This is a genomic window from Pseudomonas sp. NPDC079367 (genome assembly GCF_044542195.1).
Lineage (GTDB): Bacteria > Pseudomonadota > Gammaproteobacteria > Pseudomonadales > Pseudomonadaceae > Aquipseudomonas.
In genome coordinates this window covers 16,727-29,280 of sequence record NZ_JBITTW010000047.1, presented here as the reverse complement: position 1 = coordinate 29,280, position 12,554 = coordinate 16,727, and the positions used below count along the sequence as shown (strand labels likewise).

General features: G+C 60.2%; 10 protein-coding genes. 7 read left to right on the top strand and 3 right to left on the bottom strand.

Annotated features, from left to right (window positions below; all coding sequences use genetic code 11):
- Positions 1-26: 26 nt before the first annotated feature.
- The 3 genes from dapE to ACIGDJ_RS25180 all read left to right on the top strand — a co-directional run bounded on the left by dapE (position 27) and on the right by ACIGDJ_RS25180 (position 2,440).
- Positions 27-1,178: a succinyl-diaminopimelate desuccinylase gene (dapE, locus tag ACIGDJ_RS25190; RefSeq protein ID WP_101157846.1), complete on the top strand. Its 1,152-nt coding sequence runs from the start codon at positions 27-29 to the stop codon at positions 1,176-1,178.
- A complete protein-coding gene (locus ACIGDJ_RS25185) occupies positions 1,178-1,987 on the top strand; it encodes a putative RNA methyltransferase (protein ID WP_397479389.1) in 810 nt (269 codons plus the stop codon). The genes dapE and ACIGDJ_RS25185 overlap by 1 nt, the downstream gene beginning before the upstream one ends.
- A 75-nt stretch (positions 1,988-2,062) precedes the next feature.
- Positions 2,063-2,440: a hypothetical protein gene (locus ACIGDJ_RS25180; RefSeq protein WP_101157842.1), complete on the top strand. Its 378-nt coding sequence runs from the start codon at positions 2,063-2,065 to the stop codon at positions 2,438-2,440.
- 133 nt (positions 2,441-2,573) lie between these two features.
- Here the strand turns inward: ACIGDJ_RS25180 and ACIGDJ_RS25175 are convergent, their stop codons facing one another.
- Positions 2,574-2,783, bottom strand: a complete 210-nt coding sequence (locus ACIGDJ_RS25175; protein ID WP_101157840.1) for a cold shock domain-containing protein — start codon at positions 2,781-2,783, stop codon at positions 2,574-2,576.
- Positions 2,784-3,021: 238 nt separating this feature from the next.
- Here ACIGDJ_RS25175 and plsB point away from each other — a divergent pair, with 238 nt between their 5' ends.
- The 3 genes from plsB (at position 3,022) to ACIGDJ_RS25160 (ending at position 6,758) form a co-directional block, all read left to right on the top strand.
- Positions 3,022-5,523, top strand: a complete 2,502-nt coding sequence (plsB, locus tag ACIGDJ_RS25170; RefSeq protein ID WP_101157838.1) for a glycerol-3-phosphate 1-O-acyltransferase PlsB — start codon at positions 3,022-3,024, stop codon at positions 5,521-5,523.
- Between the two features lie 119 nt (positions 5,524-5,642).
- Positions 5,643-6,041: a YbaY family lipoprotein gene (locus ACIGDJ_RS25165; RefSeq protein WP_101157836.1), complete on the top strand. Its 399-nt coding sequence runs from the start codon at positions 5,643-5,645 to the stop codon at positions 6,039-6,041.
- A 27-nt stretch (positions 6,042-6,068) separates the two neighbouring features.
- The gene (locus ACIGDJ_RS25160) at positions 6,069-6,758 is read left to right on the top strand and encodes a DUF4197 domain-containing protein (RefSeq protein WP_101157834.1); all 690 of its coding nucleotides are present in this window, start codon (positions 6,069-6,071) and stop codon (positions 6,756-6,758) included.
- An 802-nt stretch (positions 6,759-7,560) separates the two neighbouring features.
- Here ACIGDJ_RS25160 and ACIGDJ_RS25155 read toward each other — a convergent pair.
- Together ACIGDJ_RS25155 and ACIGDJ_RS25150 are read right to left on the bottom strand one after the other, a co-directional pair.
- Positions 7,561-10,629, bottom strand: a complete 3,069-nt coding sequence (locus ACIGDJ_RS25155) for an efflux RND transporter permease subunit (RefSeq protein WP_312995578.1) — start codon at positions 10,627-10,629, stop codon at positions 7,561-7,563.
- 6 nt (positions 10,630-10,635) lie between these two features.
- Complete coding sequence (locus tag ACIGDJ_RS25150; RefSeq protein WP_101157830.1) at positions 10,636-11,736, bottom strand: efflux RND transporter periplasmic adaptor subunit; 1,101 nt, start codon at positions 11,734-11,736, stop codon at positions 10,636-10,638.
- A gap of 94 nt (positions 11,737-11,830) precedes the next feature.
- Between ACIGDJ_RS25150 and ACIGDJ_RS25145 the strand changes: the two genes are divergently transcribed.
- Positions 11,831-12,466: a TetR/AcrR family transcriptional regulator gene (locus ACIGDJ_RS25145; protein ID WP_101157818.1), complete on the top strand. Its 636-nt coding sequence runs from the start codon at positions 11,831-11,833 to the stop codon at positions 12,464-12,466.
- Positions 12,467-12,554: the final 88 nt, after the last annotated feature.

Here is a 12,554-nt window from a genome sequence, read left to right as displayed (position 1 = left end):
TACCGTGCGCACCCCGGAGTTATTACATGACGGCCCACGCCGACCTATCGCCGACCCTTCAACTGGCCATCGACCTGATCCGCCGTCCTTCCGTGACCCCGGTCGACGCTGACTGCCAGAAGCAGATGATGCAGCGCCTGGGCGATGCCGGTTTCACCCTGGAGCCGATGCGCATCGAAGATGTGGATAATTTCTGGGCCACTCACGGCAATAACGATGGCCCGGTGCTGTGCTTCGCCGGCCACACCGACGTGGTGCCTACCGGTCCGGTTACCGCATGGCAAATCGATCCGTTCAACGCCATCATCGACGAACACGGCATGCTCTGCGGCCGTGGCGCGGCGGACATGAAAGGCAGCCTGGCTTCGATGACCGTTGCCGCTGAACGCTTCGTCGCCGATTACCCGAACCATAAAGGCAAGGTCGCGTTCCTGATCACCAGCGACGAAGAAGGCCCGGCGCATCACGGCACCAAGGCTGTGGTCGAACGTCTGGTGGCGCGCAACGAGCGTCTGGACTGGTGCATCGTTGGCGAGCCATCGAGCACCACGCTGGTCGGCGATGTGGTGAAAAACGGCCGTCGCGGCTCCCTCGGCGCCAGGCTCACGGTCAAAGGCGTGCAGGGTCACGTGGCCTACCCGCATCTGGCGAAGAACCCGATCCACCTCGCCGCTCCGGCGCTGGCGGAACTTGCCGCCGAGCACTGGGACCACGGCAACGATTTCTTCCCGCCGACCAGTTTCCAGATTTCCAATCTCAATTCCGGCACCGGCGCGACCAACGTGATTCCCGGTGATCTGGTGGCGGTGTTCAACTTCCGTTTTTCCACCGAATCGACCGTCGAAGGCCTGCAGAAACGCGTCGCCGACATCCTCGACAAGCATGGCCTGGACTGGCACATCGACTGGGCGCTGTCCGGCCTGCCATTCCTCACCGAACCGGGCGCGCTGCTCGATGCAGTGTCGTCGAGCATCAAGGACATCACCGGTCGCGAAACCAAAGCGTCAACCAGTGGCGGCACATCCGATGGCCGCTTCATCGCGACCATGGGCACGCAAGTGGTTGAACTGGGCCCGGTCAACGCAACCATTCACCAGGTCAACGAGCGCGTGCTGGCGGCGGACCTCGATGTGCTGACCGAAATCTATTACCAGACTCTGATCAAGTTGCTCGCCTGATGCTCGCATGCCCCATCTGCAGTGAACCGCTCAATGCGGTGGACAACGGCGTAGTCTGCCCTGCCGGGCATCGGTTCGACCGTGCGCGTCAGGGTTACCTGAACCTGTTGCCGGTGCAGCACAAGAACAGCCGCGACCCGGGCGACAATCAAGCGATGGTCGAGGCGCGGCGTGATTTCCTCAACGCCGGGCATTACGCGCCAGTGGCCAAACGTCTGGCTGAATTGGCCGCCGGTTATGCGCCGGATCGCTGGGTCGACATCGGTTGTGGCGAGGGTTACTACACCGCGCAAATCGCCGAGGCTTTGCCCAACGCTGACGGCTACGCACTGGATATCTCTCGCGAAGCGGTCAAACGCGCCTGCAAACGCAATCCGGCGATTACCTGGTTGATTGCCAGCATGGCGCGCGTGCCCTTGGCTTCAGGCAGTTGCCAGTTTCTCGCCAGCGTTTTCAGTCCGCTGGACTGGGAGGAAGCCAAGCGGCTGCTCAGCATCGGCGGAGGTCTGATGAAAGTCGGCCCGACTCGCGGCCATCTGATGGAACTGCGCGAGCGCCTGTACGACGAGGTCCGCGAGTACACCGACGACAAGCATCTGGCTCTGGTGCCAGCCGGCATGGCACTGGCGCACAGCGAAACCCTGGAATTCAAACTGACCCTGGACAAGCCCGAGGATCGCGCCAACCTGTTGGCGATGACGCCCCACGGCTGGCGTGCCAGTGCCGAGCGTCGTGCGGCGGTGATCGACCAGGCCGAGCCGTTCGAGACCACCGTGTCGATGCGCTACGATTATTTCGTTCTTCAATAATTTTTGGTCTCGGGCACAGGCCCGGGGCCGGCTAAATCCGCGAATGGATTTTTCAGACCCGCAGTGAGGACATCCATGCGCCAACCGGACATCGAGATTTACCTGAAAGACGCCGACGTCGACCACAAAGCCATCGCCGCCTGGCTCGGCGCCGCGTTAGGCCCGTGCAGCGACTGGGTGCAGAAAGGCCAGACGTACAAGTGCAAGGCCGGCAACGTGCCGGTGACCTGGCTACCGAAAGCGGTGGGCAAGTGGAACAGCCTGTACCTGGAAAGCGACCAGACCCCATGGGACGACGACATCGCCTGCGCCCGCGCAGCCTTTGCCGCGCTGAACGTCGAAGTGCGTTGCGCACCGGGAACCTGGGTTGAAGAAGAAGGTGAAGAAACCGCCGATCGCTGGATTCGTATCAGCGCTGACGGGGAAGAAGAGATCACCTGGAAAACCACTTAACAACAGGCAATGCAGATGCAAATGTGGGAGCGGGCTTGCTCGCGAATGCGGTGTGTCAGTCAACATACATGGCGACTGAAATACCGCATTCGCGAGCAAGCCCGCTCCCACAAGGGTGTTCCGTAGCGTCGTGTTACAGGCCTACAACGTCCTCAGCCTGCAAGCCCTTCTCACCGCTGATCACGGCGTACTCGACCTGCTGACCTTCAGTCAGCGAACGATGCCCCTCCCCGCGAATCGCGCGGTAGTGCACAAACACGTCCACCCCGTCTTCGCGCTGGATAAAGCCGTAGCCTTTGGCGTCGTTGAACCATTTCACGTTGCCGGTTTCGCGTGTTGCCATCTGTTCATACTCCTTTTTTATTATTAAACGGGCTTTTCGCAGGAAAGCCTTCGAGGAACGTCAGCCTGCGTCCGACGTCCATCGAAGGGCACCGGCAACAGAGCGCCGAGTATATGACAGGTGGAAAAAGTCTCAACAGGAGATTACTTCGGTGCTTTTTTGCCGATTTTCGCCTAATACGGCAAACTGTCGCCCACTTGAGCAACCGCTCGGTTTTATCCACTCACGCAGAAGCCGTATGACCCGTTCCCCGTTCCGCCGTCTTGTGTTTGGCACCCTGCGCCGCCTGTTGTATCTCTGGGTTCGTTCCGAGACCATCAATCAGTCGTCGTTCACCCTCAACCTCGACCGCAGTCGTCCGGTGTTCTACGTCCTGCAAAATCCTTCGCTGACCGATCTGGCGGTGGTCGACACCGAGTGCACCAAGGCCGGCCTGCCCCGTCCGGTGCTTGCAGTGTCGGTGGGTGCGCTGATCGAACCGGCGGCGTTTTTTTACCTGACGCCGGATCCGGACTGGCTCGGTCGCCAGGACAAACGCGGTGCACCGCCGACCCTGACCCGACTGGTCAGCGCGCTGTCGCAAAATGCCGCCGAAGATGCGCAGATCATTCCTGTCAGCGTGTTCTGGGGCCAATCGCCGGATAGCGAAAACAGCCCGTGGAAATTGTTGTTCGCCGACAGCTGGGCGGTCACCGGCCGTCTGCGGCGCTTGCTGAGCATCATCGTCCTTGGCCGCAAGACCCGCGTGCAATTTTCCGCGCCGATCCACCTGCGCGAGCTGATCGATCACAACAAGGGCCACGAGCGCACCGTGCGCATGGCTCAGCGCATCCTGCGTGTGCACTTCCGCAATCTGAAAGCCGCAGTGATCGGCCCGGACATTTCCCACCGGCGCAACCTGGTCAAAGGCCTGCTCAACCAGCCGCTGGTCAGGCAAGCGATCCTCGACGAAGCCGAGCGCGAAAAAATCTCCCCGGAAAAAGCCAAGGCCCAGGCCCTGCGCTACGGCAACGAGATCGCTTCGGACTACACCTACACCGCGATCCGTTTTCTGGAAGTGGTGCTGAGCTGGTTCTGGAACAAGATCTACGACGGCATCAAGGTCAATCACATCGAGGGCGTGCAGAACGTCGCGCAGGGTCACGAAGTGATCTACGTGCCGTGCCACCGCAGCCACATCGATTACCTGCTGCTCTCGTATCTGCTGTTCCGCAACGGTCTGACCCCGCCGCACATCGCCGCCGGGATCAACCTGAACATGCCAGTGATCGGCAGCCTGCTGCGGCGCGGCGGCGCGTTTTTCATGCGCCGCACCTTCAAGGGCAACCCGCTGTATACCTCGGTGTTCAACGAATACCTGCACACGCTATTCACCAAAGGTTTCCCGGTCGAGTATTTCGTCGAGGGCGGGCGCTCGCGCACCGGGCGCATGTTGCAACCGAAAACCGGCATGCTCGCGATCACCCTGCGCAGTTTCCTGCGTTCGTCGCGGATGCCGATCGTCTTCGTGCCGGTGTACATCGGTTACGAGCGCGTGCTCGAAGGCCGCACCTACTTGGGCGAACTGCGCGGGGCGAGCAAGAAGAAAGAATCGATCTTCGATATTTTCAAAGTGATCGGCGCACTCAAGCAGCGCTTTGGCCAGGTCGCGGTGAACTTCGGCGAGCCGATCAAACTGGCAGAATTCCTCGACGCCGAGCAACCGGACTGGCGCCAGCAGGAACTCGGCCCGCAGTTCAAACCGGCGTGGCTCAACGAAACCACCAACCGCCTCGGCGAGAAAGTCGCCCGGCACCTCAACGAAGCGGCGGCGATCAATCCGGTCAATCTGGTGGCGCTGGCATTGCTCTCGACCACGCGTCTGGCGCTGGACGATCGCGCCATGGCGCGGGTGCTGGATCTGTATCTGGCGCTGCTGCGCAAGGTCCCGTATTCACCGCACACCACCTTGCCGGAGGGCGATGGCCGTGCGCTGATCGAGCACGTGAAGGACATGGATCTGCTCGCCGAGCAGAACGATGCACTGGGCAAGATTCTGTATCTGGACGAGCAGAACGCAGTCCTGATGACTTACTACCGCAACAACGTCCTGCACATTTTCGCCCTGCCATCCTTGCTGGCGAGTTTCTTCCAGAGCACCTCGCGCATGAGTCGCGAGCAGATTCTGCGCTACACCCGCGCGTTGTATCCGTACCTGCAATCGGAGTTGTTCATTCGCTGGACGCTGGATGAGCTGGACGGCGTGGTTGATCAATGGCTGGAAGCGTTCGTCGAGCAGGGCCTGCTGCGTTTCGAGAAGGACCTGTACCTGCGCCCGGCGCCGAGTTCGCGACATTTCGTGCTGCTGACGCTGCTGTCGAAAAGCATCGCGCAGACCTTGCAGCGTTTCTACATGACCGTGTCCCTGCTGCTCAACAGCGGCCAGAACAGTATCAGCGCCGAAGAGCTGGAAGACCTGTGCACGGTCATGGCCCAGCGCCTGTCGATCCTCCACGGTCTGAATGCCCCAGAGTTCTTCGACAAGAGCCTGTTCCGCCATTTCATCCAGACCCTGCTCGACCTCGATGTGCTGCGCCGCGACGAAGCCGGCAAGCTCAGCTACCACGAACTGCTCGGTGAACTCGCCGAAGGCGCGGCGAAACGCGTGTTGCCAGCGGAGATTCGTTTGTCGATCCGTCAGGTCGCGCTGCATCGCAGTGAAGATGCGGCGGACCAGGTCACACCTCAACCTGAGACGTGACACAAATACCCTGTGGGAGCGGGCTTGCTCGCGAAAGCGGCAGATCAAACAACTTATATGTTGAATGAAAAACCGTCTTCGCGAGCAAGCCCGCTCCCACATTGAAAGGAGCTCCACCGATGAAAAAACTGCTGACCCTCGCTGCCGCCACGCTACTCAGCGCCTGCCAATCAACCACCCCCGCCGGCAAGGCCAGCCTCGACGGAGAAGTCTTCTACCTGCAACGCATCGCCTTGCCGCCGAGCGCAACCTTAAGCGTCAGCCTTCAGGACGTGTCGCTCGCCGATGCCCCAGCCGTCGTCCTCGACCAACAGAAAGGCCCAGTCAAAGGTCAGGTGCCGCTGCCGTTTCATTTGAGCTACGATCCGGCGCAAGTCAAACCCGGCCACCGTTACTCGGTCAGCGCGCGCATTGAAGTCAACGGCGAGCTGCTGTTCATCACCACCCAAAACCACGCCGTGCAACTCGACGGCAATGACCCGCAGCCGCTGAAAATTCGCGTCGACGCCGTTCGTTAACCTATTCTTCGCCACAAGGAAGCCGCCATGCGCCGCCCTACCCTTCGCTTCGCCGCCGTCTGCGCCAGCCTGCTGATCTGCGCCAACGCTTTGGCCCTGTCGCTCAATGACCTGTCGCAGCAAGACGCCACCGGCGGTCTCAAGGACGCTCTGACCCAGGGCGCACAGATCGCCGTCAAACAACTCGGCACTCCGGGTGGCTTCAGCAACAACCCCGACGTGAAAATCGAACTGCCGGGCAAACTCGGCAAAGCCGCGAGCAAGATGAAAGCCTTCGGCATGGGCGCCCAGGTCGAAGAACTGGAAACCGCGATGAACAAAGCCGCCGAATCCGCCGTGACTCAGGCCCAGCCCATCCTCGTCGATGCTGTGAAAAAAATGAGCGTGGCCGACGCCAAAGGCATCCTCAGCGGCGGCAATGATTCGGCGACCCAATACCTGAACAAATCCAGCCGCGAACAAATCCGCGCGAAATTCCTGCCGATCGTCAAACAAGCCACCGACAAAGTCGGCGTCGCACAGAAATACAACACCTTCGCGGGCCAGGCCGCTGCGTTTGGCGTGGTGGACGCAAAGAGCGCCAATGTCGAGAATTACGTCACAGAGCAAGCACTGAATGGCCTGTTCGAGATGATCGGCAAGCAGGAAGAAACAATTCGTCAGAACCCGGCCGCTGCGGCGACGAGTCTGGCGAAGAAGGTGTTTGGTACGTTGTAATTTCCGAGCTACAACAAAATGCCCGCTGACCCTCACCGGTTCAACGGGCTTTTTTGCGGGCATCCGCTTTGTGAATGAACCCGACCGAAGACACCATACCCCGACAGCTCAGCAAGGGAATGACCGTAAAGATCATGCTCTATGAACAACAAGAGCCAGCCCTCACTCGATGGGTGAGAGCAACGTCGGCTTGGAATACCGAGTCAGGATTCACACCAGCAAGATCAAAAGCCCCTCACCCTAGCCCTCCCGAAACGTCGGACCGCCCGTAGGGAGAGGGGACTGACCGTGGTGAATGCGAAACTTACACCGAAATGCGATACCGAGTTGAACGCAGCTTTTGAACGGCTCGCAAATCGGCTCCCTCTCCAGGGGGAGAGGGCTGGGCGGGCGGCGTGCCGATGAGGGGAAAATCCACCACAAATCCCAAGCCATGCGCCGCTTCTCACCACTCATTACAATGAGCGAAGCTCGAGTGCTTTTGATCTTGCCAAACCAGCGACATCGGAAGGCTGAGCGCAGGGATTGATCCGGGCGTGGGAGCGCAGCGACCGTCTGGCGCAGCCAGACACAGCGGACGTAGGTGCAGCGAAGCAAACCGTAGCCGCTGCGCCCGGATCGATCCCGGAGCGAAGGAACCCGAGCCTGCGAGGGCCGAACGCAGGAGCAAAGCCTTTTGGTTACTTTGGGGCGTTTGCCAAAGTGACCCGCTGTAAGAGCGGAACCGCCAGAAGCAACCCCCGAAGCAACGGATATTCACCCAAAACAACCAGAGTCTGGTCGGCCCGAAGGCCGCCAAGGCTCAACCCTCCCGACGAACCCTGAACCAGGCCGCATACAACGCCGGCAAAAACAGCAGCGTCAACGCCGTTGCCACAATCAATCCACCCATGATCGCCACCGCCATCGGCCCGAAAAACACACTGCGCGACAACGGAATCATCGCCAAAACCGCCGCCAGCGCCGTCAACACAATCGGCCTGAAGCGCCGAACCGTAGCCTCGATAATCGCCTGCCAAGGCTTAAGCCCCGAGGCGATATCCTGCTCGATCTGATCCACCAGAATCACCGAGTTACGCATGATCATCCCGGACAACGCGATCGTCCCCAGCATCGCCACGAACCCGAACGGCTGACGAAAAACCATCAGAAACAACGTCACCCCGATCAAGCCCAACGGCGCCGTGAGAAACACCATCGCCGTGCGCGAGAAACTGCGCAGTTGCACCATCAGCAATGTCAGCACCACCACGATGAACATCGGCACGCCGGCATTCACCGACTTCTGGCCACGCTCGGAATCTTCCACCGTGCCGCCAACATCCAGCAGATAACCATCGGGCAATTCGGCGCGAATCGGGTCCAGCGTCGGCATGATCTGCTTGACCAGTGTCGCCGGCTGTTCCTTGCCATAAATGTCAGCGCGTACCGTCACGTTCGGCAGGCGATTGCGGTGCCAGATGATGCCTTCTTCGAAACCGTATTCCAGGGTGGCAATCTGCGACAGCGCCACGCTGCGGCCGTTATCCGTCGGCACCGCGAGACTCGGCAACAACGACAATTCAGTGCGTTCATGCACGGTGCCGCGCAGTAGAATCTCGATCAATTCGTTGTCTTCGCGGTACTGGCTGACCGTCGAACCGACCAGAGAACTCTGCAGGAATTTCGCCAGATTGGCGGTGCTCACGCCAAGGGCTCGAGCGCGATCCTGATCGATGTTCAGATAAACAACTTTGCTCGGCTCTTCCCAATCCAGGTGCACGTTGACCACATGCGGATTCTCACGAACCTTGGTCGCCACTTTGCGCGCCAGCGCTCGAACCTCTTCGATGTGTTCACCGGTAACGCGGAACTGCACCGGATAGCCAACCGGCGGACCGTTTTCCAGGCGAGTAACCCGCGAACGCAGGGTGGGGAATTGTTCATTGAGGGTCTCAATCAACCAGCTGCGCAGCGTTTCACGCTCTTCAATGGTTTTGGCCAATACCACAAACTGGGCAAAACTCGCCGCCGGCAGTTGCTGATCCAGCGGCAGGTAGAAACGCGGTGAACCGGTGCCGACATAGGCCACGTAATTGTCGATACCGGCGTGCTCCTTGAGCAGCGCTTCGAGGCGTTTGACTTCACTGGTGGTGTTAGCCAACGACACGCCTTCGGCCAGTTTCAGATCGACCATCAACTCCAGCCGATTCGAAGCCGGAAAGAACTGTTGCGGGACGAAACGGAACAGCATCACTGAGGCGATGAACAGCCCGACGGTCAGCACGATCACCGTCTTGCGATGCGCCACGCACCACTCGACCAGACGCCGCACGCGCTGATAAAACGGCGTGGCATATGGGTCCGGCTGGCCATCGCCAGCCCCGTGTTTTGCCGCGTGAATTTTCGCCAGATCGGGCAGAAGTTTTTCCCCCAGATAGGGCACGAACATCACCGCCGCCACCCATGAGGCGAGCAAGGCGATGGTCACGACCTGGAAAATCGAGCGGGTGTATTCACCGGTGCCGGACTGCGCAGTGGCAATCGGCAGGAAGCCGGCGGCGGTGATCAACGTGCCGGTGAGCATCGGGAACGCGGTGCTGGTCCAGGCATAACTCGCCGCGCGAATGCGGTCGAAGCCCTGCTCCATTTTGATCGCCATCATTTCCACAGCAATGATCGCGTCGTCCACCAGAAGCCCCAGCGCCAGCACCAGCGCGCCGAGGGAGATCTTGTGCAGGCCGATACCGAGGTAATACATGCAGGCGAAGGTCATCGCCAGCACCAGCGGAATGGTCAGCGCGACGACCATGCCGGTGCGCACGCCGAGGGAGAAGAAACTCACCAGCAAGACGATCGCCAGCGCTTCGACCAATACCTGAACGAACTCGCCGACCCCGGTTTTCACCGCAGCCGGTTGATCGGAGACCTTGCGCAGCTGCATGCCGGCCGGGAGGTTTTTCTGAATGCGCGAGAACTCGCCTTCGAGCGCCTTGCCCAGTACCAGAATGTCGCCGCCGTCCTTCATCGCCACCGCCAGGCCGATCGCATCGTCGCCCATGAAACGCATGCGCGGCGCCGGTGGGTCGCTGAAACCGCGACGCACATCGGCGATATCGGAGATGCGGAACGTACGATCGGCGACGCGGATCGGAAAGTTTTTTATCTCATCGACGGTCTGAAAATTCCCCGAGACGCGTAGCTGCAAGCGCTCGCTGCCGGTTTCGAAGAACCCCGCCGTGGACACCGCGTTCTGTTCTTCCAGCGCCTGCTGCACTGCTGCCAGCGGCAAGCCGAGGGTGGCGAGTTTGACGTTGGACAGCTCGACCCAGATTTTCTCGTCCTGCAGGCCGAGCAGTTCGACCTTGCCGACGTCCTTGACCCGTTGCAGCTGGATCTGGATGCGATCGGCGTAATCCTTGAGCACGGCGTAGTCGAAGCCATCGCCGGTCAGCGCGTAAATATTGCCGAAGGTGGTGCCGAACTCATCGTTGAAAAACGGCCCCTGAATTCCCGGCGGAAGGGTCTGGCGGATGTCGCCGACCTTCTTGCGCAACTGGTACCAGAGGTCGGGAATGTCCTTGGAGTGCATCGAATCGCGGGCAATGAAGGTGACTTGGGATTCACCGGGGCGGGAGAACGACATGATGCGTTCGTACTCGCCGGTTTCCATCAACTTCTTCTCGATGCGTTCGGTGACCTGGCGCGAGACTTCCTCTGCGGTCGCGCCGGGCCAGCGGGTCTGGATGACCATGGCCTTGAAGGTGAACGGCGGGTCTTCGCTCTGGCCGAGCTTGGTGTAGGACAACGCGCCAACAACGGCGAGCAAGAGCATCAAAAACAGTACGATCTGGCGATTACGCAACGCCCATTCGGAGAGGTTGAAGCGCATCGGGGCTTACTCCTTGTTCGCCAGATTGACTACACGGTTGGAGCGATCCACCGGCCGCACCTGCTGGCCTTCGAGTAGCACGTGAACGCCAGCAGCTACTACCCAATCGCTGGCATTCAAGCCTTCGAGCACTGCCACGGTTTTCTCGCCGAACGGGCCGACCCGCACCGGGGTTTTCTTCAATGTGTTGTTGCCGTTGACCACCCAGACGTAGGTCGCGCCGTTCTCAGCGGTCAGCGCCGAAAGCGGTATCGACAGCGAGACACTGTCGGCCGATTGCACGAACACCCGGGCGCTCTGCCCCAGTTCGGCCGGAACCTTGCCGCTGGTGAACGAGATGCGCGCGGCGAAAGTGCGCGAGCGCGGGTCGGCGGACGGCGACAACTCGCGGATCTGCCCGGCGAAGCGCTGGTTCTGCTGTGCCCACAGTTCCACGGTCACTGGTTGACCGACCTTGAAACGGCCGAAGCTCTGCTCCGGCAAGCTGATCAGCACTTCGCGTTCGCCATCGGTGGCGAGGGTGAATACGGTTTGCCCGGCGGCGACCACCTGGCCAACTTCGACCGAACGCTTGGCCACGACGCCATTCTGTGGCGCACGCAGCACCGCGTAACTGGCCTGATTGGTCGAGACGTTGAATTCGGCTTTGATTTGTTTCAGGCGGGCTTCGCCGGAGCGGTACAGGTTTTCCGCGTTGTCGTAGGCTGAGCGGCTGACCATCTGCCGCTCCATCAAGGTTTTGTAGCGATCGCGCTCGGCGCGCACCAGGTTCAGATTGGCTTCGGCGGCGGCGACCTGAGCGCGAGTGGCCTCCAGTTGCAGGCGCACATCCTGCGGATCGAGTTCGGCCAAGGGCTGATCGGCCTTGACGCGCTGGCCTTCGTCGACCAATCGCCGGCTGACTTTGCCGCCGATGCGGAACGCCAGATCCGGCTCATAGCGAGCGCGAACTTCGCCCGGATAACTTTCCATCGCCTGCGCCGAAGGCTCGGGTTGCACCACCATGGCCGGGCGCACGGTGACTTTCGTCACCTCTTCCTGACCACACGCCGATAACAGGAACGCCAGACTGACTGGCACGGCAAAAGACAACGCATGGCGGTACATGGTGACGGACCTTTCGCGAATGAGGCTTGGAATATTTATACTGGCGGGTATGGTATTAATAGCAAACTCACCAGTCCAGTATTAAAAGCGAAGAATGTCGAACAATCTTTCAGCTCCAAATGGCCCGGGCCGCCCCAAGGATCTGGCCAAGCGCCAGGCAATCCTTGATGCGGCGAAAATCCTCTTTCTTACTCATGGTTACGCCAACACCAGCATGGACGCGGTGGCCAGCGAGGCCGGCGTATCGAAGTTGACGGTTTACAGTCATTTCAATGACAAGGAGACGCTGTTTTCCGCCGCCGTCGTCGCCAAATGCGAGGAGCAACTGCCGCCGTTGTTCTTCGAGTTGCCGGAAAACATCCCGGTCGAAAATGTGTTGTTGAACATTGCCCGAGGCTTCCATCAACTGATCAATAGTAATGAGTCAGTTAACCTGCACCGGCTGATCATGGCGCTGGGCAGTCAGGATCCGAAGCTATCGCTGATCTTCTTCGAGGCCGGGCCTGAGCGCGTGGTCAATGGCATGGAAGGTCTGCTGGCGAAAATCCATGCGACCGGCGCGTTGAACATCGACCAGCCACGCAATGCCGCCGAGCATTTTTTCTGCCTGATCAAGGGTGCGGGGAATTTTCGTTTGTTGTATGGCTGCGGCGAGCCGCTGACTGGCGACGCGGCGGAGTGCCATGTGCGCGAGGTGGTGGGGTTGTTTATGAAGGCGTATAGGCCCTGATCATGCGGTGTCTGAACGGATGCTTTCGCGAGCAAGCCCGCTCCCACATTTGAAATGCATTCCATTGTGAGAGCGGGCTTGCTCCCAC